The organism is Paenibacillus polygoni (assembly GCF_030263935.1).
Lineage (GTDB): Bacteria > Bacillota > Bacilli > Paenibacillales > Paenibacillaceae > Paenibacillus > Paenibacillus polygoni.
The window spans coordinates 4,900,239-4,922,741 of sequence record NZ_CP127162.1; the positions used below are offsets into that span (position 1 = coordinate 4,900,239).

The following is a 22,503-nucleotide window of genomic DNA, read 5'->3' on the forward strand; positions in this document are numbered from 1 at the left end:
CTTCAACTCCCTAATGACAGGTAGTTGAAAGTAGAGAGCTCCTATTTAAATAGGTTGCTCTGTCCTGCTGCAGACTAAGCTCGGTCTATTTTAGATTATTCGTAAATCGGCAGAATCTGATTCGTTTGCTCACGGTTACGACCTACAGAGAAAATAGCAATTGGAATTCCTGTAAGCTCAGACACACGTGTTACATAATTGCGTGTATTCTCAGGAAGGTCTTCTAATTTCTTAGCTGCTGTAATATCTTCACTCCAGCCTGGCATCTCTTCGTATACCGCTTCACATTCAGCCAGCATTTTCAGGCTAGCCGGATAATGGGTAATGAATTCACCGCGATATTTATACCCTACGCAGATTTTTACCGTATCAAGACCTGTAAGTACATCTAAAGAGTTCAAGGATAAGCCCGTAATTCCGCTGACACGGCGAGCATGACGTACAACAACACTATCAAACCAGCCCACACGGCGTGCGCGGCCTGTTACTGTGCCATACTCATGGCCTTTTTCACGAATATAGTCACCGACTTCATTATTAAGTTCGGTTGGGAAAGGTCCATCGCCAACACGCGTCGTATACGACTTAGCTACACCAATAACCTCTTTAATCTTAGAAGGTCCAACGCCTGAACCAATACATACACCGCCTGCAGACGGGTTAGAAGAGGTTACGTATGGATAGGTACCTTGGTCGATATCGAGCATTACTCCTTGTGCACCTTCAAACAATACTCGTTTATTCTCATCAATTGCATTGTTAAGAACAACGGATGTATCGGTCACATAAGGACGAATGAATTCAGCATACTCGAGGTATTGCTTCAGAATTTCTTCTACATCAAGCGGTTCTGCACCGTACACTTGCTGAATGACTTGGTTTTTCTCTTTGACCATATGACGGAGTTTTAGTTCAAATTCCTCTGCATCCAAGAGGTCTGCAATTCGGATCCCGTTACGAGCTGCTTTGTCCATATAAGCTGGGCCGATTCCTTTACGCGTCGTACCAATTTTATTTGGACCTTTACGCTCTTCTTCCAGTTCATCAAGAACCATATGATATGGCAAAATGACATGAGCGCGATCACTAATCACTAAGTTCTTTGTAGAGAATCCATTATCGTGTATATACGTAATTTCTTTAATAAGTGCCTCTGGATTTACAACCATACCATTCCCAATGACACATGTCTTATCTTCATAAAAAACACCGGATGGAATTAAGCTGAGCTTATATTTCTTATCGTCAATCAGGATCGTATGACCTGCATTATTACCTCCTTGGTAGCGAGCTACAACTTCCGCACTTTCTGCCAAATAATCGGTAATTTTGCCTTTGCCTTCGTCTCCCCATTGTGTCCCCACAACGACTACTGTTGACATATTCATTCCCCCGTAAATGTAAATTACAAACCTGTTTATATATTCACTTGGCATTGTTGTCTTCATTCATAGCTGTCTATGAATAATTCATAAAACGTCAGAACAGTAAAAACTACGTTACTTCATTTGTAACGTTATAGATCATCTTTATATCTGGTACGTTTGCTGCTAAAAGCAGCAATTCAAGTTTACCAGTCGCCCAAAGCAAAGTCAAACATAAAAACGAACGATTATACATAACTTAAATGTATTGTTCGGGATTAGAAGTGGTTGTCCAAAAAAAATCCACTGTCCCGTGTATAATAACACTAGTCAGTGGATCTCTTATCTATCTTATATTCCATATGGATTACCCAGCAAAGGCATCCGCATGAACTCGCTCATAGTTTACGAACTTATTAAAGTTTTTCAAGAATACAAGCTCAACGGTTCCTACCGGACCGTTACGCTGTTTAGCAATAATGATCTCGATAATATTTTTCTTCTCTGTATCCTGATTATAGTAATCATCACGATACAAAAAGGCAACAATATCAGCATCTTGCTCGATGGAACCTGATTCACGAAGGTCACTCATCATCGGACGTTTATCCTGCCGCTGTTCTACACCACGACTAAGCTGCGAGAGCGCAATAACAGGAACGTCTAGTTCACGGGCAATTTGCTTAAGGGTACGGGAGATTTCAGATACTTCCTGCTGACGGTTCTCGCCGCTCTTGCCGCGTCCCTGGATCAGCTGGAGATAATCGATCACAATCATACCGAGTCCCTTTTCCTTCTTAAGACGGCGACATTTAGCCCGAATATCCGCAACGGTGATTCCTGGTGTATCATCAATGTAAATCTCTGCTTCCGATAAAGCAGCAATCCCCATTGTCAGCTTGGACCAATCGTCGTCACCTTTAAACTCCCCGTTACGCATGACATTCGCATCGAGGTTAGCTTCTGCACAGATCATCCGCTGTACCAGCTGAGCGGCTGACATCTCGAGACTGAAGATAGCTACTGTCTCGTTTGCTCTTACCGCTACGTTCTGTGCAATGTTGAGGGCAAATGCCGTCTTCCCTACAGAAGGACGTGCCGCAACGATAATGAGGTCATTTCGCTGAAAACCACTCGTCATTTTGTCCAAATCCACAAAGCCGGAAGGAATCCCTGTTGTATTCCCCTTGTTCTGATAAAGGGTTTCTACTTTATCAAACACTTCCATGAGCACATCTCTAATGGCAATAAAGCCGCTGCTGGATCGGCGATTGGAAATCTCAAGGATTTTCCGCTCGGCATCACTAAGCATTCCTGACACATCTTCTCCGCCAGCATACCCTTCACTTACAATGGTAGTCGCTGTTCGAATAAGTCTACGGAGCATCGATTTTTCTTCAATAATCTGCGCATAATAATCCACATTAGCCGCTGTTGGAACAGCTTGAGCCAATTTTGCAAGGTAGCTTACCCCGCCGATATCCTCAAGCTGCCCTTTATCCTGCATAAGCGAGGTGAGCGTGATAAGGTCAATTGGCTGGTTATCTTCACTAAGCTGAATCATGGATTCATAGATTAACTGATGAGACTTGTCGTAGAAATCTTCAGTCGATACCCGCTCCATAGCGGTAATCAAAGCCTCTGCTTGTAAAAGAATAGCACCTAGAACGGCCTGCTCTGCTTCAAGGTTTTGCGGTGGAACCCGGTCGAAATAAATCTCGCCGCCCATCTTATTCCTCCGTCACTTGGACCTTGAGCGTGGCTTTGACATCCGGATGGAGTTTAACACTCATCTGTGTAACCCCAAGGGTACGAATCGGTTCATCCAGCTCGATTTTCCGTTTATCAATTTTATAACCTTGTTTACCCAGCGCTTCTGCGATCTGTTTGCTTGTAATAGCTCCAAACAATTTACCGCCTTCACCCGCTTTAGCTTTCAGTTCCACCGTTACAGTTTCCAACTTTTTACCGAGTGCTACAGCTTCTTCTTTTTCTTGCTGTTTACGTTTCTGCTCCGCAGCATTTTGGTTTTCCAGCACTTTTACGTTACCTTCTGTTGCCGGACGCGCAAGTCCTCTTGGCAGCAAGAAGTTTGATGCGTAACCTTCAGACACCTCTTTAACTTGACCTTTTTTCCCTTGACCTTTTACATCTTTTATAAAAATGACTTTCATTCGAACAACCCCTCTTCCTTCTCGATTTCAGAAAGTACATCTAACAAACGTGATTCTGCCTCTTTAATCGGCATGTCTAGCTGAACAGCCGCATTCGTTAAATGACCGCCGCCTCCAAGTCGTTCCATAACAACTTGAACATTCATTTTACCAAGAGAACGGGCACTGATGCCAATTAATCCATCCGGACGTTCACTAACAACGAAGGAAGCAACGACATCGGTCATATTAAGTAATGAGTCTGCCACCTGTGCAATGAGCAATTGCGAAATTATCTGTCCTTCTTCCGTAACAGCTACTGCAATATGCCCATGAATCATTTTAGCATGTTTTATGATTTCTGCTTTCGCAATATATTCCTGGAGATCCTCTTTGAGCAAACGTTGCACCAGAATGGAATCTGCACCAGATCGTCTTAAGTAACCTGCCGCTTCAAACGTTCTTGAACCGGTATGAATTGCAAAATGCTTCGTATCCACCGTAATCCCTGCCAGCAGTGCGGTGGCTTCCAGTGGTCTGAGCTGTAATTTATCATGAATATACTGTAATAGCTCTGTGACGAGTTCAGCAGCTGAGGAGGCATATGGCTCCAAATAGATCAGCACTGCGTCATTTATAAATTCTTCTCCTCGGCGGTGATGGTCGACCACCACTACACGAGAAGCCTCTTGTACAAGTCTAGGTTCAATCGTCATGGATGCTTTGTGTGTATCGACGACGACAAGTAGACTATGCTCTGTGATCATCTGCTGTGCTTCTTCCGGTGTAATAAACGAATGACCGATCTGCTCGTCTTTATACACCTGCTCCATCAATCGTTCAATCGATGGATTCGATTCATCGAGCACAATGTAGGCATCCACATGATATAGATTAGCAGCTTTCCATATCCCAATGGAAGCCCCGATCGCATCCATATCTGGGATTTTGTGCCCCATAATAAAGACCTGGTCGCTCTCTTGCATGAGATCACGCAGAGCATGCGCAATAACCCTTGCTCTTACCCGAGTTCTTTTTTCCACGGCATTGGTTTTACCGCCATAAAAAGAAAGTCGTTGACCCGCTTTTACTGCAGCCTGATCTCCGCCCCGCCCAAGCGCCATATCGAGACTGGACTGAGCAAGCTCTCCAAGCTCACGGATGCTGTCTGAACCGTAGGCAAGACCAATACTGAGCGTCATAGGAACCTTCAAATCGGCTGTCATCTCCCGAATATCATCGAGGATAATAAAGCGACTCATCTCAAGATCCTGCAAGGAATTATGATTAAGAATCATTAGATAACGTTCTGAAGACAAACGTCTTAGATAGATATTGAAGTCCTTAGCCCAGGAAGTAATCTCACTTGCTGCACGAGCAGTTAGGGCAGTGCGCTGCTGGTCATCCATGCCTTGGGATGCTTCATCCAGATTATCCAGCATGATAATACCAAGCGCTATTTTTTCTTTCTCATATTTATCCCGAAGTGTTGCAAGCTCAGTTGTTTCATAAATGTAGATCAGCCGCTCTTCTGGATAATGTCTTAGATCATATACTTGTTCATTCATCCGATATTCAAATTGGATATCATGAGGATGATCCTTATGATGATCTTTTTTGTCTTTGTCTTTTACCTTAAAGGGCAATTGTGGAAAAAGGGTCGCCAGATCACTGCCAATCAGTGTTTTCTCACCAAACATACGAGAGACAAAGCGGTTGTTCCACTCGATAGAGCGGTCCTCACTGTATAGTACAATCCCAAGCGGCAAGTTACTGACGACTTCTCCTTCTACCCTTTTAATACGTAGGTTTAGTCCGCCTATATACTGATTCAGCTCTCTTCGAAAATCAAGCTCAGCTTTGACCATTACGAAACCAAGAATCGCCACAAGGACAAGACAGACAAGACCAAGCGGCCAATTATAGGCAACGAGAAATGCATCCAGAATGAGTAATAAAGCAAACGCCCAGACGGTCTGGTATCCGTGCCAGCGTTTTAAAAGAAATTTAGGCATTAAAATTCATCCTATCGTTTTGGTCTGGAAATGGCTTCACGGAGTGGAAAAGCAAGATCAATAATCCCGATAATCCGCATGGGTCCAATCAGAACCGTCGCTGCTGCAAGCAAGAAAGGCAGAATAGGATGCCATTTTTTTGTATGAGCAACATAGAAGAAGAAGCCGACGGCTTGAATCATAAAACAGAAATTAATCAGCGGAACGAAATTAAGAGCAATCATCGTCATAAAGCTAGATCCCGAGCCATCTGCAACAAGTTGTAGAATAATACCTATAAAATAATACCAAATTAAAGCTTTTGGTAATCTCCACTCTCGTGCAGGTTTTAGTCTTGGTACATGAACGCCAAGTCGACTAAGCACCGGACGAGCAATAGAGTGTGTTATAGACGCCATAATAAAAGAAGTAACAATCAGAGCAAACGGAATCATCTGTACCGTTGTTGTTTTAATACGCTCTGCCATTTCTTCATCTATCACGAGTCCATTGGTGAGTGCATTGTTACCGCCGGCTTCGGTCACCGGAGTGAGGGTGAGAGTAACAACATCCTTCATATATCCTTGAAAATCAAACTGAAAAATAGTGGTGCTAATCAGCAGCAACAACAAAAATTCAGCAAGAATCGTACCCGTACCTGCCATAAGTGTATTCAGTGCCGGCTTTTTGTTTTTGTAGAAATGCCCCATCACAATAGCTGGTATCAAAAAGAAGATGGATAACAGCAAATAAAAAGGCTCTACAATAAAAGCAATCAGAGCCACAGGGATAATATGCAGGCAGAAGGCTTTCAGGCTTAGTGAGCCGTACAGAATCACCCCAGGCAGAATAATCAAAAATACACTAATAGCTGTCAGCGGCGGAGTCAGCAGTGATAACAAAAGCACTAGATAAACGATACTCCATATAGCTGTTGACCAGCGAAATTTCAAATGTTTTCACCTCTTACGCATATGATCTTCGAGAGCAGAAATATCTTTATACCAGTCTTCAAGCTGGTGACCTTCCTGTTTGTGTTTTTTCAGCTTCTCGATGAGCAGATCATCCATATCTTTAAAAGAAATCCCAAGCCTTCTCCCCAGGATGTAACTGCTCATGATGAGACTTGCAAGACTATCGCTGATTCGCGCTGTGCTTCCTTCCCAAAGCGCTTTAAACAAACGTGACACTTGATCCAGCATTTCCGTTTTAAGCCATTCAATCACTTTCGCGCGTTTCGCTACATCCAGTTCTTTTGGCATGCTTATGATCGTCACACTCCCGTGAAAAGCTTTATTCTCCATTATAGCATAAAAGGGAATATCCATAAAAAGGACTGCTCGGAATCTCTTGTATTAAAAATAAGACCTTTTCCTCTATTTTAACCTGAATTCGTATTAAGCGATTCTTTCTCCACCATATTTTCGCAATATTCAATAATTTGGCTGCGACGTACAATCCCGATAAACCGATCCATATCATCCACAACCGGTACGAAGTTTTGTGCTTTTGCGAGATTAATTAAATCCCCCATGTTCGCATTAATGGAAACCGGTTTGATATTTACTCGGAGAGGCACATCCTTGAGGTAAAATTTCGAAGCGTTTTCAAATGTAATCTCTCCCTTAGAATTCTTCATATGCCATAGAAGGTCTCCCTCTGTTACTGTACCTTTGTATTTTCCGTCTTTCGTCAAAATAGGAACTGCAGTAAAGCGGTGATATTCCATCCGTTCAAGGGTCTGTCTCAGCGTTGCATCTGAGGTAACTGTTGCTACCTCCTGTTTGGGCAGCAAGAAAAAAGCAATATTCATAACTAAACACTTCCTCCTTATGTTAAGGCAATAGTAAAGTATTTGTATCTCTTACATATTGCGGGGTTACTTCTTACTTACTACCATTATATTCTCATAACACAACAAAATCAGCACCAGACTTAAAGAAATAATCGTCCAGTGCTGATCTTCTGTCCACCTATTCTGTATCCTTACTCTTTATATCGTCCGTGTTCGGTTTCATTAATGTCTCTGCAGTCGTATTTGGATCAAGCCAGTTACTAATCAGCTCTTTCGCATACGCCAGATAATCTTCATCTACATCATCATAGAAGATTCCATTCTTTCTTACCCCTTCACCCATAATAGTGAAACTAGAAATTTCAGGGCTGCTCTGAGTAAGAACTTGTTTAGCTAGGTCGATAATAAAAGAAGGCTGCATATTGGTTTGGAAATTATCGCCCATAATATCGAACAGTTCAGGAATGTTTGAAATTTGACTAAGATTCAGCATTTTTTTAGCAACTGCATTTAAAAAGATCTGCTGACGCTTTGTCCGGTTGAAGTCACTGTCTTCGCGATAACGAACATAATAGAGTGCTTCCTCTCCGCTATACAGCGGCTTACCGCCTTCAATGGTAAACTGAACATGATTTGGGTTCTTGTTAACAATATCTTCTTCGATCGGCAGTTCAATACCGCCAATTGCGTCGACAACTTCCTGAATGGCAGTAAAGTTTACCGTTGCATAGTAATCAATTTCCTTCTCCAGGAAATTTTCAACGGTGTTAATTGACATCTCCTCTTCACCAAAAGCAAAAGCATGAGTGAGTTTATCATAATCATCTTCACCGTCTTTATTTGCATCATGCCCTATAATTTGTACATACGTATCACGGGGAATCGAGACAAGCAGGACTTTTGATTCTTTAGGACGAACCACCGAATAAATAACGGTATCGGAGCGACCACGCGTTTTCTCATACGGTCTTGCATCCGTTCCTAGTAACAGAACAGAAAATGGTTTTTCTTGATATACGATAGGCTCGGCATTAGCTTCACCTCTATATGATTTCTCAAGCTGATTTTTTACAGTATCGGATAAGAACAAATCAAATGCTGCAAGAGCAATTTTTTGTCTAAAAGGATAGGCTACCGCGACTAATACAACAAGGGTTACAAGCGTGATCAGTAAACCCTTTTTTTTATTGCGTTGCTTTCTTCTTGATCTAGATCTCATTGGTTCATTCCTTCTCTTAGTATGGGGGCTACAATCCTATTTTCTATTTTAGTAGGCACTAGAGGTCACAGGAGACAAATTACTCGTAATCATTCTTTCTATACGGACTGCCTCACTCTATAATGTCCTATTATTTTTTATCGTGCAACTTGTACATTTTGCTATATTACCATATTAATCTGTAAGACCGCACCATGCAAATTGTCATATTTCTCCGTATTTTGTAACCTTTTCGGTTTATTTCTAGGAAATAGAGAAGGGATTCCCTAACATTTTGAATTAAATAGAGGGTCTTTGAATAACTTGAAGCCACGTCGAAGCCCAGTTTTGGGTCCACTCTTTTGCACTATAGGCGTGAGCAAATCCATAGTCAAACAATTGCTTGGCTTCTTCAAAACGCTGTTCTTTGGTTTCTGCTCCCATGATAATAGCAATCAATCGTTGCCCGTTCTTTTTCACCGTACTTGATAAGCAATAACCTGCATCTTCTGTATAGCCCGTTTTAAGGCCATCTGCCCCGCTGTAAGCATATGGACCCTTTACATTGTCCAGCATCCAGTTGGTATTACTCATATATAATCCTTTGTTTCGTAATTCAACTTGAGTCTGGCTTGAAAGTTTTAAAATTTCAGGATGTTGTTTAATAAGGTGAGCGGAGAGTTTAGCAACATCTTTTGCCGTCATATAGTTCTCAGAGGGTCCACCAGATAAAGACGAAGACCCTGTCGCATTATTATATTTTGTATGTACAGACAGTCCAATAGACCTCGCTCTTCTATTCATTTCTTCTACAAAACGTTCTTCAGAGCCAAATGCATGCTCTGCTAGAGCAATCGTTGCATCATTTGCAGAATAAACAGAGATGACCTTGAGTAGTTCGTTGACTGTAAATTGATCATTTTCATTTAGAGATACATTAATACCAGCAGATGTCGCAGCATGTTTGCTGATCGTTACAATGTCACTTCTAGAAATATGTCCGGCATTCAATTCGTCCAGGATAATAAGCTGTGTCATTAATTTGGATAAGCTTGCTGCAGGCAAAGGGTGATCCCCATTAGAACTAACGATAACTTCACCTGAAGAAGCGTCCATGAGCAGGGCAGCACTAGATTGAATAGATGGTTTTCCTACTAAGCTTTCTGGCCTTATACCTATAAATATGACAGCGATGAGAACAACCAGTATACTGCTTCGCAGGATCCATTTCTTCATCTCTACTCCCCCATTCATTTATTTTTCAAAAAAAAAATTAGATTTTACTAGCAGAATATCCTTATCTATGTAACCAATCTATTGCTCTAATTTTTATTAAACCAATCTATATAAGTATAGACGTAGAAAATAAGGTTTTTGTCTGCATTTTTCTATATTTTTTCAAAAAAATATTGTATGGGATTATAATTTTCATTTCTTTGTAACCAAAACACAGCTTTTCTACACTTTTATCGTGTAAAAAAGCTGTGTTTGTGGTACGGGCCTGCTCACTATCAATATATCAGTGCAGTATATGATTTCTATTTTGGAATTCTATATATTTATGCATAGTGACATGCCACATAGTGATCTGAACCTACATTACGGTACTCCGGAACCTCTTGCTTACAACGATCCGAAGCAATAGGACAACGAGTATGAAATTTACAACCTGAAGGTGGATTTGCTGGACTTGGGATATCACCCTTAAGCACAATGCGTTCTCTTTTCAGTGTTGGATCGGGAATTGGCACCGCGGATAGTAAAGCTTTTGTATAGGGATGAAGCGGATTACGGAACAATTCATCCTTACTAGCCATCTCTACCATGGAACCAAGGTACATAACTCCAATTCTTGTGCAAAGATGCTCGACTACACTAAGATCATGAGATATAAACAGATATGTCAGCTGTTTCTCTGCTTGCAAATCACTAAGCAAGTTGATGATCTGAGCCTGAATGGATACATCCAGTGCAGAAACCGGTTCATCTGCCACAATAAAGTCTGGGTTTAGAATGAGTGCACGCGCGATTCCAATCCGCTGACGCTGCCCGCCTGAGAATTCATGCGGAAAGCGATCATAATGATATGCAGAGAGACCGCAGATACGCAAAGTTTCTTCTACAGTAGCTCGTATCATCTTTCTAGGAATTAATTTATGGTCCAGCAGTGCTTCGCCAATTGCATCGCCTACCTTGATCCGGGGATTCAGTGAACTGAAAGGATCCTGGAATACGATCTGCATTTCCGGCCGAATAGAGCGCAGTTTCTCCTTAGATAAGGTATGAAGATCCTGTCCTTTAAAAATAACCTTACCTGACGTTTTGTCATTCAGTCTAAGAATGGTTCGGCCAATGGTACTCTTACCACAGCCAGACTCTCCTACGAGTCCGAATGACTCTCCTTTATAGATAGTAAACGATACATCGTCTACTGCTTTTACATCACCCACACGACGCTGAAACACGCCGCCCGTAATCGGAAAGTATTTCTTTAGATTCTGTACTTCAATCAGCGCTTCTGTCATCGTACCATTGCCTCCTCCTCATAGAGCCAACATGCGACTTTATGTCCTTCTTCATCTTTACGCAGTGGAGGCTCTTTCTCGCGGCATATATTCATGCAAGACTCACAGCGATCATGGAAATGACAATTCTGCCCGAGTTCAACGGGGTTTGGTACTTGGCCTGGAATAGAATATAGGCGTTCCTGTCTTTGATTAATAATCGGTTTAGCCTTAAGGAGTCCTTTGGTATATGGATGTTTTGGTGCCTTAAATAGTTCAAATACCGAAGCTTCCTCAATAACTTTGCCTGCATACATAACGACCACATAATCAGCCATTTCCGCAACAACACCCAGATCATGAGTGATGAGCATGATGGAGGTATTGAATTTCTCTTTGATATCACGCATCAGATCAAGAATTTGTGCTTGAATGGTTACATCAAGTGCCGTTGTCGGTTCATCAGCAATGAGCAGCTTCGGATTACAGCTTAGTGCAATGGCAATCATGATCCGCTGACGCATACCGCCGCTCAGTTCATGTGGAAAAGAGTCTACAATTTTCTCAGGTCGTGAAATCCCAACTAGACTAATTAGTTCAATCGCTCTCTTGCGAGCTTTCTTCTTATCCAGCAGCAAATGAATCATTAGCGGTTCACTGATCTGCTCTCCGATGGTAAGTACAGGGTTTAATGAAGACATCGGTTCTTGAAAAATTATCGAGATATCATTACCGCGAATTCGGCTCATTTCGTTTTTATTTAGCTTAAGTATATCTTTGCCTTTAAACAAAATTTCTCCCCCGGCGGGAGGCACTTCTAATAAACGCATCAGTGACATTGCCGTTACGCTTTTTCCGCATCCGGATTCACCGACGATGCATACGGTCTCGCCTTCACGAATCGTAAAGCTTACGTCATCAACTGCTTTAACGATCCCTGCGGATGTATGAAAATGCGTTTTTAAGTTACGGAATTCTACTAAGTCTTTTGCCATCTTCGCATCTCCTACTTTTTCATTTTAGGATCGAGCGCATCTCGTAGCCCGTCACCAATCAAGTTAATCGATACAACGGTAATCAGAATACACATGCCTGGCGGAATCCAGAGCCACGGTCTCTTTCGAAACTCAATGAGTCCATTTGCCTCTGAGATCAAATTTCCCCATGACGGAGTAGGCGGAACAACCCCAAGACCTAACCAACTAAGTGCGGATTCTGACAAAATAGCGCCTGCAACACCAAGGGTTGCAGATACGATAATAATAGGAATGGTATTCGGAAGCAGATGTTTGAAAATTTTACGATGGTCACGCAGACCTAAAGCTTCTGTGGCCTGCATAAATTCTTGTTCTCTCAGCGTCAGTATTTGTCCGCGAACAAGTCTTGCTAAGCTTGGCCATGATAAGACACCGAGAATAAGCATCAGAAAATAGATTCGTTTTTCCGGAGGAATCTTCAAATCTGACATAATCGCACCCAAGATGATGAGCAAAGGTAGCGAAGGCAGTGACATAAATATTTCAGCAATACGCATAATAAATGAATCCAGGAACTTCTTGTAGAAGCCGGCAAGTGCGCCGAGTACCGAACCAATTATGACTGATATTGCTGTTGCAATCACCCCGACCAGTATGGATACACGTCCTGCCAGCATGACACGAAGCAGAACATCCCTGCCAAGTTTATCGGTGCCAAGCCAATGTGCACTGCTAGGCGGATTATTTTTATCAGCCACATTATAATCATAAAGATTGTAAGGTGATATTTTAGGGCCTAAAAAACAAATTAGGACCATCAACACTAAAATGAAAAGTCCAGCTATAGCAAGACGGTTTTGGGAGAACCTGCGCAGAACAACTCTCCAAGGTGAATCCGGCCGCTTCGCTGGGACTTGAGCTTTCGACTTTAAAGGTGCAGCCTCAATTGACATGACATCTCCTCCTACTTCAACCTTATTCTAGGGTCTGCAACACCGTAGAGCACATCAGATATTAACGTTCCAATCAACGTCAGTGCAGCCAAGAAAATCGTGAACCCAAGCATAAACGGATAATCTCGCATCGTGATGGATTCTAGATAAACTTGCCCTACGCCTGGCCATACAAAGATTTTCTCCAGGATGATTGCCCCCGAGAACAATGCAGGAAGTTCAAATCCCATGAGTGTGATTGCAGGAAGCATTGCATTGCGAAGTGCGTGCTTAAAAATTACCGTTCTTTCTTTAAGACCTTTTGCCCTGGCCGTCCGAATATAATCCTGTCGAATGACCTCAAGCATGCTTGTTCTGAAATAACGAGTGAGGCTTCCTGTACTTAACATGGTTAGTACAAGAACCGGTAAGAACATGTGATCAGCTACATCAACGATATAGTCCCAAGTAGATCCTGCTTGTCCTGCTGTAGTCATTCCGCCTACAGGGAAGAGCGCCCAATCTACTGCCATAAACTTAATGAGTATTAAACCTATAAAAAACGATGGCAAAGACATACATAAAAATACGAATAAAGTCATTAACTTATCAAAAAGAGAGTACTGAAATTTAGCAGAGAATACACCCGCAACAATGGCGATGATCCAACTGAACATCATACTGAAGAAAGCAATAAGAAAAGAGTTCCATACATAATCTCCAATGACATCGGTGACAGGACGTTTATGCTGCAAGGAATCGCCCATATTAGCGGTGAGCATGTTTCCGACCCATATGAAATATCGCTGCACAGGATCTTTATCAAGTCCATATATTTTCTCCAACTGCTGAGCTTTTTCTGCTGTCATATTGGGATTTTGCTGAGAAGTAATGTAGTCCCCTGGAACAAGAGCTGTAATTGCAAATACAAGAATAGTAATTCCGATCATTGTCGGAATCATTTGCAGCAGCCTCCGGATAATATACTGCTTCATAATATTCCTCCCGGGATATAAGTGGATAAGCTCAGCTCTTGCGAGAGCTGAGCTTATCATTTTCATGCTGGGCTATATGTCTTATTCTCCGATTTCTGCTTTGTAAAGACTATAAGTAAATCTTTTATAAGGGGTAATTTCCAGACCATTAATTCGTCCGTTAATTGCCCATCCATCTCTTCTTTGGTACATCAAGATATCTGCAATATCTTGATTGAGCACTTGATAAGCCTTAGCGTAAATTTCTTTACGTTTCTCTATATCAAGTGCTTTTTTACCTTGCTTCATCAAATCGTCGTACTCTTTATTAGAGTAATGCACACGATTCTGTGCTCCATTTGTAGTGTATACAGTGCTATCAGGATCTGGAGTAAGTCCCCAAGCCATGAAGTACATATCGTATTCGCTCTTATCTAATTTATCTAGAATTGCGTTGAAATCGAGCGTTTCTGCATTCACTTTAATTCCAAGTTCTTGATAATTAGCAATCATGATTGGCAGAAGCGCATCCACTACTGGATTATCTGCCGTACCAGAGAAATCAATTGTGAATTGCTCACCATCTTTTTCACGAATACCATCCTTGCCAACAGTCCAGCCAGCTTCATCTAACAATGATTTTGCTTTTTCAATATCAAAGTCATAAGCTTCAATACCTTCACTTGTGTATGCCCAAGATTCTTTGGACTGAGGAATATTGATAACATCAGCAAACTTACCGTATACTGCCTCTACAATCTCTGCACGATTCAGACCGAATACAAGTGCTTGACGTACTTTTGGATCTTGGAATTTTGCTCTTTCATGGTTCATACCAACATAACCGTAACCGTTTGTAGGGAAGATATTTAAATCAAGGAATCCAAGAGTTTGAATTTCTTCTACATTATCTTCATCTACAGTGACCATATCCATATCAATCTCACCGGATGTAAGCATTGCGAGTTTTGTCTCGTCAGTAGTAGATTTGTAAATTACATTTTTGATTTTTGGTGCACCTAGGAAGTAATTTTCATTTGCTTCAAAAACAACTTGTTGTCCTGGCTGGAAGGATTTCATAACATACTGTCCAGAACCAACCGGCTTGTCATTTAATGCTTTTACAGAATCAAGATTACCTTGTTTGTAATCTTTTCCATAGTAAGCTTCAGGCATAAAAGGAATACCACCTAAAAAGTCTTTGGTAAGAGCCGTAACTTCAGTAACTTCTACTTCTACTGTGTTGTCATTAACAATCGTTACGCCGGAGATTTCATTAGCTTTACCATCGTAATATTCTTGTCCGCCTTTAATGTAGTAAGACAATGCATCCGAAGGACCGTCGTAGCTCTTATCATGAAGAACTTTTAAAGAGAAATAGAAATCTTTAACACTTAGCGGTGTGCCGTCAGTGTAAGTTACACCTGGTTTCAGTTTGAAAGTATACTTCAAACCATCTTCACTAACATCAATGCTCTCTGCAAGATGATCAGAATATGTGCCATCGCCATTAATTGTTTGGAAACCGTCAAAAAGGATGTCATTAACCATATAATCATAAGCAGAATCTTGGAAAAGCGGGTTAAATACGCCTTTAGGAGAAGTAACCCCTACAATCAAAGTATCAGTACGACTTGTTGCCGGACCTGGGTTAGCAGACATATCCGCTGCTTCAAACAATCCATCGTTCTTTGTAGCATCTTCAGCAGGTGCTTCTGGCGTCTCTGGTGCTGGTGTTTCTGTGTTTGGTGTTTCCCCCGGAGTTGGTTCTGCCGTTTGTCCGCCAGCGCATGCTGCAAGTACCGTTACCAGCATAAGCATGATCACTAGCATTAGCGAAAATCTCTTTCTCATGAAAATCCTCCTCTTAAATTTCTATAAATGCTTATAAATTATCAGGATAAAATATATGAAAATTATCCATGAATAATTACAGAGTTACTAAATTTGTGAAGTATTATCATGATGCTAGGAAAACGAAGTAAGGCAGGAATGATGAATAAATAAGTGGTGAATACGAACTAATAAATGGATTGCATTTATACGAATCTAAATATGTAGAGTATCCTTGGTGTGAGGTTATAATGAATAATAAAAAAAGCGGAAATCTAGTGCTAGAGATGCATACTTTTAGACCATCGGTCAATAAATGTAATATCATCCTATTAATTGGTATTAAATAATTTATTTAATGATACGTGTAAATTTTACTAACGTCAATGTTTTTTTACATCCCATTGATATTTAACGTTTATTTCTGTTTATAAGGGGTAAAGGTTTAATTAATTCCATGATGTACGGATTATTAGATGACAGTATATTGTTATATCTAATAAAAGGATTGTCTATATATAACATCTACATTACACATAAAATGGAAATTGAATATTAGTGTGAGTAAACATAACGCCTATTAAATCAAGATGAAGATGGTACTAGCGTTATTGTCAGCAGAGGGCGGATTAGAGATCTTTTAATGAATTGTGGTTATATGATTACTTTTATTAGAACTTTTTCCCTATTATACAATTCTACTTATTTATTTCAACTACCCTATACGCTGAATTGTAAACATCCTGTGAAAACTTTCATGAAAATAAAAAAAGATCCTACATAAGCAGGACCATATAATATCAATTTAAATCCAGTTCATAACTCCATTAAAACGTAAACGTCTGTAACTATATAGACAAAAGAACCATTTCGATCTATATATATTCTGATTAAAGAAAATAAAGGGATCAAAAAATTGGTTCGTTTATAAACCTTTCTTACGTTAACTACTTCTATTATTTCTATTTCTACTATTTCTACTTCTACTACTTTAACTACCTCTATTACTTCAACTACTTCAACTGCTTCTTCAACTTCCTCTTCAACTTCTGCTACTTCTTCTCATTCATTCTTCGCTTGCTTCTAAATCTTCAGAGTCTAGTTTATATCCGGGTGGTCTTTTACCGCGCTGCAACTCAGCTATACTGTAACCAAAATCATACTGAAGATGAGGGTAGTCTGGAAAACTGGCCCAATCTCCTCCCCATTCAAATCCGAGTTCTTTCGCGATTGCTACAATCTCCATCCAATCTGACTTCCCATTTCTATTCCCATCATGGTCCATATCCCATATCACTTTATCTGCCGAGACCCTAATCGCAAAATCAATGGCGAGTCCATAATTATGATACGATTCTCCGCCTCTAGCAGAAGTTACAATCTGCCCTGCGGTGGATCGTCCTTGTTCAAAGAGTTCATCTTGCCTCTCTTCACTCCGGTATCCTTCTGTAATGATGATCTTTATTCCGCTCTTTCTTGCTCGCTCTACTAACTGGTTTTGCTTTTCAGCAACAACGGGGTGTAATCCCGTTACTTCAAACTGTTCTTCTGTAACCTCTCTAAAAAAAGGAAGGCTCCAATGAATACGGAAAGTGTCCGACTGCGAAATATAATATACAAGTCCCAAGAGCAACAGCATTAACAGTAAACGTCCTGAAGTCCCCCGTCTTTGATGTGTTTGCCTTCTCATAACCACTCCTATATTCTATCTATTCTATCGTTAAATTTTGTCTAAATAGATAAATCACAATGTTGTTTCAACATCTCCATAGTTAATAGCCACTTTATATCAATAGATTAAAGAATCAAATCAATTTCATAACTCATTAAAACAATAAATTTGTAACTATATATAGATAAATAGAACCATTTTGATTTATATATACTCCTGATTAAAGCAACTAAAGGTATTATGAAATTTATTCAAACGTATGTAATTATTAAAACAAAAAAAACAACCTGCTGTAAACAGCAGGTTGTTTTCGATCACTGAACCTGAAACTATTCAGTTGTGTACGGAAGCAATGCGATTTGACGGGAGCGTTTGATTGCAATCGTCAGCATGCGTTGGTATTTTGCACTCGTGCCAGTAACACGACGTGGCAAAATTTTTCCGCGTTCACTGATAAATTTACGAAGCAGGTCCGTATCTTTATAGTCAATGTGAGTAATTTTGTTTACAGTGAAGAAACAAACTTTACGACGTTTATTACGGCCACCACGGCGTGCTGGTCTTTTATCGTCTCCGCCTTCTCTTTGTTTGAAGCCCATGCTATTCAGTCCTTCCTAATTAAAATGGCAAATCATCATCCGAAATATCAATCGGTTTACCGTCATCCGAAAAAGGATCCTGATTGTTCCGTGAGAAATTGTTGTTCCCTCGGTTACCGTTGCCGCTGCCTCCGAATGAAGGCTCTTCACGCACAGTTCCACCGCTATTTGTGTTGCCACCATCACGGCTAGATTCCAAGAAACGAACGTTATCAGCGATAACTTCAGTAACGTATACACGTTTACCTTCGTTATTCTCATAATTACGTACTTGAATGCGTCCCTCGACGGCTGTTAGACGGCCTTTACGCAAATAATTTGCACAAGTTTCCGCTAGCTGTCTCCAGGTAACGACCGGTATAAAATCAGCTTCCCGTTCTCCACCTTGACTTGTAAACGGACGGTCTACAGCAAGTGTGAATTGAGTCACGGCTACTCCAGCAGGAGTATAACGTAATTCAGGATCACGGGTTAACCGGCCAATCAGAATGACTCGGTTCAACAATCTAATCCCCTCCTTCTGAGCGTAATTATTACAAAAATCATGTTTTACGGATTAAGCAACATCGTTTGTGATGAGATAACGAATTACTTCGTCAGAAATTTTCATGAGACGTTCCAACTCGGAAACGACAGCTGGTTCAGCGTTGAAGTTAACCAACACATAGTGACCATCACGGAATTTCTTAATCTCATACGCAAGACGGCGTTTACCCAAAACGTCATGTTTTGTAATTTCCCCGCCATTGGAGATGATGCCTTGGAATTTTTCGACTGCAGCTTGAACAGCTTCTTGTTCAATATCAGGACGAATAATGTACATCACTTCATATTTGCGCATAACTATACACCTCCTTATGGACATAAGGCCCTCTAGCTTAGCTGAGAGCAAGGAACGAGAATAAACTCGCACCACTCCAATATAACATTTTCATGGTATGAGTGCAAGCACATGTTCTCTTTTACCATTAGATAATCCAACATGATTGTAATCGGATCTGCGCACAATAAGGAAGCAATACAATATAAGGAGGGATACGAATGGGTGAAAGAACAGAATTCGAACCAGGAGATAAAGCACCAAACGACGGCGAATATACTGAGGTTGGGGAGGCCAGTTTTCACACAGAAATCAACAATCCCAAACGAGTGAAGCTGAAAAAAGGCGATCCGTTCCCAGAAACAACGAATAAAGATCGTAAATGGAAGAAGCTTACCAAAGCCCGGGTTCATTAATCATTAACGGATAAGTAAAATAAAATTATTTGTAACTCACGTTTATTTTTCTCATTACCGGACATAATACAGTTAAGGCAGTGCTCAAGGAGAGGTGTGGTTCCGTTGGATGTATTGAAGACCGAGCCGGACATTCGCTTAGAGGAGGGTCTTGATCGTGGCAAATAGAAGCGGAAGGTAATGTGCGGAAGATGAAATAAATGGATTCAGATGCACGAGTATTGCTTGGCAGTACACCGAGTTTCTTACGAATTGTTACGTAATAGATGTTTTCTTTACCATAACGCACTGCCTTCCGAGAAGGACCCTACTAGGGTCCTTTTTTGGTATTTTTAAAAAGTAAGTATCTTTAAACAAACACCTGGAACGTACAACAGCAAAAGTCTCCATATACGAAAAAACCTCTTACGTTGTAAACGTAAGAGGTGCGTCCGTATTTTAGGTTAGGTTCAATCATTTAGTTAAATGGCGGAAAGAGAGGGATTCGAACCCTCGCACGCCGCAAGGCGCCTAACTGATTTCGAGTCAGTCCCCTTATAACCTCTTGGGTACCTTTCCGCAGCAAAATTCATTATATCAAAAAAGTCTTCTAATAGCAAGAAGGGATTGCTGCAGTCTGCTTCTTATTCTGACTGAGGCTCTTCAGATGAGCGAAGTACTTTTTTGAAGTTTTTTTCAAATTTTGCTCTAGGAACTAGCACACTATGCTTACATCCAACACACTTAATCCGGATATCCATTCCCATACGTATGATCTCCATCTCATTGCTTCCGCAAGGGTGTGGTTTCTTCATTTGTACGATGTCTCCAAGATCATAAATTTTACGCTCCACCTGATCCATCTCCTGTCTCATCATCTTCCCTTGATGCGGCACTCTCTAACTCAGCCATACGAACTGTTTCTTGATATTCGAGCGCTTGCCTTACATCCATCTGGATGTCACGCTGCACTGCATTATTCATATTCGGCAGACACTCGGCTACCACACGGATCACATACTCCGATGTTGTCATAGACTGAACCCCCATAACCTCAGGAACAGTCAGTACATTGGTGTTACGTTCTGGCAGGTCGCGTACAGCTTCTTTTACAAGCCGCATTGCTTCACCCAGTCGTTCTTCACCTTTCATCGGAATATCTACAACGGCTCTTGAGTTAGCCATTGAGTAGTTAGTAACTGTGGTGATTCCCCCGTTAGGAATAATATGAACTTCTCCAGTAAAACTAATAATCTTCGTTGTTCTTAAACCGATCATTTCCACTGTGCCTTTTAAGGTGCCCGTTTGGATAACATCCCCAACAGCGAATTGGTCTTCAAATATGATGAAAAAACCGGTTATCACGTCTTTAACTAAACTTTGTGCACCAAATCCAATGGCGAGTCCAAGTACACCAGCACTAGCTAACACGGGTGCTAGATCTACACCTAGTTGACTAAGAATAAGGAGCACCAGAATGAAGTTACATGCCATGGAGACTACATTTTTCAGAAGTTCCCCAACCGTATTCACTCTTCGCGTATTGAGTCGTATTCTTCTCTCCGAATCATTATTCAGTAAAGATTTATCAATAATTCCATGCAGTAATTTAATAACAATCCGTGTTAAAACAAATACAATAAGAATCTGTAATAGTGTACCTGCGTAGCCGATCCACATGTCGGCATCTGTGAACCAGTTCCATATACCATCTGTAATTTTTTGAACCCAGCTCACAGCTTCCTCAACTGTTTCTTCGACTTTTCCTGGTTCTTCTGTTGCATTGGTTGTGCCAGTCAATAACATTAGCGGCCAATCCACTCTTTACTCACCTCTTTAGTAAACGATCTCTATATGATTTCTATATACCCGGTCCCTTCTTTTCGAAAAATACCGCGCACTTCAACTTTCTCTGTCATGATAACATACTTTACTTTGTCCAGAAATTCCGCAGGGAACTGAATTGATAAAGCACAGCCTGCAGTTATCTCTTTCGGGGTAGGACAGGTATCAATCTCAACCTCCGCGTACTCTAGCAGCATTTCTGCATAAATCGCTTGCTGTGTTGAGTCAAAAGCTATCGTAAGCCACGTATCCACTTGAATACTCCTATCTATGATGGTCTAGTGAATTGAAGTATAAAAACCAGCATTCTTCCATATACTAATACTACTATTCCAAGCACGAAAGGAAGATAGTGCGTCTATGAATCGTAATCCTAAAGCTTTATCTTCACAGGACATGCCTGGCCTGAAAATACCTCATACAGATCCAGGTATTGCTTCAGCCATTGTCCATCGTTTACTATTCCATCTATTTCAGGCACCTGCCCATAAAGAAATTGTCATTGTTTGTATTGGAACCGATCGCTCAACAGGCGATTGTCTTGGTCCTCTTGTGGGTACTTCTCTATCCAAGCTAAAGAGCAGTCCCATTTACCATCTATACGGTACACTAGAAGAACCCGTTCATGCAATGAATTTACAAGATACACTTGATGTAATTTATTCCACACATGCTGACCCTTATGTTATTGGTATCGATGCTTGTCTTGGACAATCTTCTAGTGTAGGTTGCATTCAAGTATCCGCCGGACCGCTTCGCCCAGGAGCAGGTGTAAATAAAGAATTACCGCCGGTTGGCGATATCCATTTGACAGGTATCGTTAACGTCGGCGGCTTTATGGAGTATTTCGTGCTTCAGAATACTCGGCTTAGTCTGGTCGTTCGCATGGCAGAAGTAATCTCCCACAGTTTATATGATGCACTTACCGAATGGCATAAGCGTGTTACGCTTCTTGCTGTGCAAGAACAATAGCTTCTTTTTCTTCGTTTGATAGAGAATACGTTGACTCTCCCCCTTTTAGGGGCTTTGCATATACATAAGAACCATCCCGATTATATAACCCTGTTAGCACGAGTCCATCGCTCTGTTCGTTCAGCATGGCAACAGAAAAACTCAGATCTGTCCCCCGCTCTCCATATGCATTATAACGTTTTACTCCTATTTTCCCTTGGACTTGCTTCAACTTCGTAAGTGCCTTATTGATATCATCTTTATTCTCAGCCTGCATATCCTCGATAGCATCCATTTGAACTTTAAGCTGAAAAAGTAAGGACTCTAAATCTTCTACGCCTGTACTAGACATTAAGTTGTCATAGTTTTTACGAAGTTTACGCATCTTTACAGCTTGGACAATCATCATGATTAAAAGAACAAGAACAATTAACAGAGTTCCAAAAGTTATAATAGGCAATTGTTCCAGGATCAGTTCATTTATATCTGTCATTTAT

General features: G+C 40.9%; 24 protein-coding genes and 1 tRNA gene. 2 read left to right on the forward strand and 23 right to left on the reverse strand.

The genetic code is table 11. The features are described from left to right. Positions 1–95 precede the first annotated feature (95 nt). The 18 genes from QPK24_RS23335 to rpsF form a co-directional block, all read right to left on the reverse strand. Entirely contained in the window at positions 96–1,382 is a 1,287-nt protein-coding gene (locus tag QPK24_RS23335; protein ID WP_285745181.1) for an adenylosuccinate synthase, read from the reverse strand. Between the two features lie 349 nt (positions 1,383–1,731). After that, positions 1,732–3,093, reverse strand: coding sequence for a replicative DNA helicase (gene dnaB, locus QPK24_RS23340; protein WP_160035559.1), 1,362 nt, complete (start codon positions 3,091–3,093; stop codon positions 1,732–1,734). Between the two features lies 1 nt (position 3,094). After that, complete coding sequence (rplI, locus tag QPK24_RS23345; protein WP_285745183.1) at positions 3,095–3,538, reverse strand: 50S ribosomal protein L9; 444 nt, start codon at positions 3,536–3,538, stop codon at positions 3,095–3,097. Beyond that, positions 3,535–5,532 (reverse strand): DHH family phosphoesterase, encoded by a 1,998-nt coding sequence (locus QPK24_RS23350; protein ID WP_285745185.1) that lies wholly within the window; start codon positions 5,530–5,532, stop codon positions 3,535–3,537. The genes rplI and QPK24_RS23350 overlap by 4 nt, the downstream gene beginning before the upstream one ends. A gap of 11 nt (positions 5,533–5,543) precedes the next feature. Further along, entirely contained in the window at positions 5,544–6,464 is a 921-nt protein-coding gene (locus tag QPK24_RS23355) for a DUF2232 domain-containing protein (protein WP_285745186.1), read from the reverse strand. Between the two features lie 6 nt (positions 6,465–6,470). Continuing rightward, positions 6,471–6,773, reverse strand: coding sequence for a MazG-like family protein (locus QPK24_RS23360; protein WP_213531077.1), 303 nt, complete (start codon positions 6,771–6,773; stop codon positions 6,471–6,473). A 119-nt stretch (positions 6,774–6,892) separates the two neighbouring features. Beyond that, positions 6,893–7,324: a CBS domain-containing protein gene (locus QPK24_RS23365; protein WP_160035551.1), complete on the reverse strand. Its 432-nt coding sequence runs from the start codon at positions 7,322–7,324 to the stop codon at positions 6,893–6,895. A 160-nt stretch (positions 7,325–7,484) separates the two neighbouring features. Further along, on the reverse strand, positions 7,485–8,525 hold the full coding sequence (locus QPK24_RS23370) for an LCP family protein (protein ID WP_285745188.1): 1,041 nt from the start codon (positions 8,523–8,525) through the stop codon (positions 7,485–7,487). A 279-nt stretch (positions 8,526–8,804) separates the two neighbouring features. Then, positions 8,805–9,740 (reverse strand): D-alanyl-D-alanine carboxypeptidase family protein, encoded by a 936-nt coding sequence (locus QPK24_RS23375; RefSeq protein ID WP_285745190.1) that lies wholly within the window; start codon positions 9,738–9,740, stop codon positions 8,805–8,807. 323 nt (positions 9,741–10,063) lie between these two features. After that, complete coding sequence (locus QPK24_RS23380) at positions 10,064–11,029, reverse strand: ABC transporter ATP-binding protein (protein ID WP_285745192.1); 966 nt, start codon at positions 11,027–11,029, stop codon at positions 10,064–10,066. Continuing rightward, positions 11,026–12,003 carry an ABC transporter ATP-binding protein gene (locus QPK24_RS23385; protein WP_285745194.1) on the reverse strand — a complete coding sequence of 326 codons (978 nt, stop codon included), beginning with the start codon at positions 12,001–12,003 and terminating at the stop codon, positions 11,026–11,028. Before QPK24_RS23385 ends, QPK24_RS23380 begins: the two co-directional genes overlap by 4 nt. 11 nt (positions 12,004–12,014) lie before the next feature. After that, complete coding sequence (gene opp4C, locus QPK24_RS23390) at positions 12,015–12,938, reverse strand: oligopeptide ABC transporter permease (protein WP_285745196.1); 924 nt, start codon at positions 12,936–12,938, stop codon at positions 12,015–12,017. 11 nt (positions 12,939–12,949) lie between these two features. Continuing rightward, positions 12,950–13,912 (reverse strand): ABC transporter permease, encoded by a 963-nt coding sequence (locus QPK24_RS23395; RefSeq protein WP_285745198.1) that lies wholly within the window; start codon positions 13,910–13,912, stop codon positions 12,950–12,952. Between the two features lie 81 nt (positions 13,913–13,993). After that, on the reverse strand, positions 13,994–15,745 hold the full coding sequence (locus QPK24_RS23400; protein WP_285745200.1) for an ABC transporter substrate-binding protein: 1,752 nt from the start codon (positions 15,743–15,745) through the stop codon (positions 13,994–13,996). A gap of 1,045 nt (positions 15,746–16,790) precedes the next feature. Continuing rightward, positions 16,791–17,414, reverse strand: a complete 624-nt coding sequence (locus QPK24_RS23405; protein WP_285745202.1) for a M15 family metallopeptidase — start codon at positions 17,412–17,414, stop codon at positions 16,791–16,793. A 311-nt stretch (positions 17,415–17,725) separates the two neighbouring features. Beyond that, positions 17,726–17,995 carry a 30S ribosomal protein S18 gene (rpsR, locus tag QPK24_RS23410; RefSeq protein WP_160035535.1) on the reverse strand — a complete coding sequence of 90 codons (270 nt, stop codon included), beginning with the start codon at positions 17,993–17,995 and terminating at the stop codon, positions 17,726–17,728. 19 nt (positions 17,996–18,014) lie between these two features. Beyond that, positions 18,015–18,500 (reverse strand): single-stranded DNA-binding protein, encoded by a 486-nt coding sequence (gene ssb / locus QPK24_RS23415; RefSeq protein WP_213530957.1) that lies wholly within the window; start codon positions 18,498–18,500, stop codon positions 18,015–18,017. Between the two features lie 51 nt (positions 18,501–18,551). Beyond that, entirely contained in the window at positions 18,552–18,836 is a 285-nt protein-coding gene (gene rpsF / locus QPK24_RS23420) for a 30S ribosomal protein S6 (RefSeq protein ID WP_160035531.1), read from the reverse strand. A gap of 200 nt (positions 18,837–19,036) precedes the next feature. On the opposite strand from rpsF, the gene QPK24_RS23425 reads away from it, so the two are divergent. Beyond that, entirely contained in the window at positions 19,037–19,231 is a 195-nt protein-coding gene (locus tag QPK24_RS23425) for a YjzC family protein (protein WP_160035529.1), read from the forward strand. A 466-nt stretch (positions 19,232–19,697) separates the two neighbouring features. Here the strand turns inward: QPK24_RS23425 and QPK24_RS23430 are convergent. The 4 genes from QPK24_RS23430 to QPK24_RS23445 all read right to left on the reverse strand — a co-directional run bounded on the left by QPK24_RS23430 (position 19,698) and on the right by QPK24_RS23445 (position 21,309). Then, positions 19,698–19,789 (reverse strand) — tRNA-Ser (locus QPK24_RS23430). 65 nt (positions 19,790–19,854) lie between these two features. Then, a complete protein-coding gene (locus QPK24_RS23435) occupies positions 19,855–20,064 on the reverse strand; it encodes a DUF951 domain-containing protein (protein WP_285745207.1) in 210 nt (69 codons plus the stop codon). Further along, the gene (locus QPK24_RS23440) at positions 20,054–21,016 is read right to left on the reverse strand and encodes a mechanosensitive ion channel family protein (protein WP_407083041.1); all 963 of its coding nucleotides are present in this window, start codon (positions 21,014–21,016) and stop codon (positions 20,054–20,056) included. The genes QPK24_RS23435 and QPK24_RS23440 overlap by 11 nt, the downstream gene beginning before the upstream one ends. Positions 21,017–21,060: 44 nt before the next feature. Then, entirely contained in the window at positions 21,061–21,309 is a 249-nt protein-coding gene (locus QPK24_RS23445; RefSeq protein ID WP_285745211.1) for a putative Se/S carrier protein, read from the reverse strand. Between the two features lie 106 nt (positions 21,310–21,415). On the opposite strand from QPK24_RS23445, the gene yyaC reads away from it, so the two are divergent. Continuing rightward, positions 21,416–22,027, forward strand: coding sequence for a spore protease YyaC (yyaC, locus tag QPK24_RS23450; protein ID WP_285745213.1), 612 nt, complete (start codon positions 21,416–21,418; stop codon positions 22,025–22,027). On the opposite strand, the gene QPK24_RS23455 is transcribed toward yyaC, so the two are convergent. Beyond that, positions 21,999–22,499, reverse strand: coding sequence for a DUF4446 family protein (locus QPK24_RS23455; RefSeq protein ID WP_285745215.1), 501 nt, complete (start codon positions 22,497–22,499; stop codon positions 21,999–22,001). The two genes, yyaC and QPK24_RS23455, sit on opposite strands and share 29 nt — an antisense overlap. Positions 22,500–22,503: the final 4 nt, after the last annotated feature.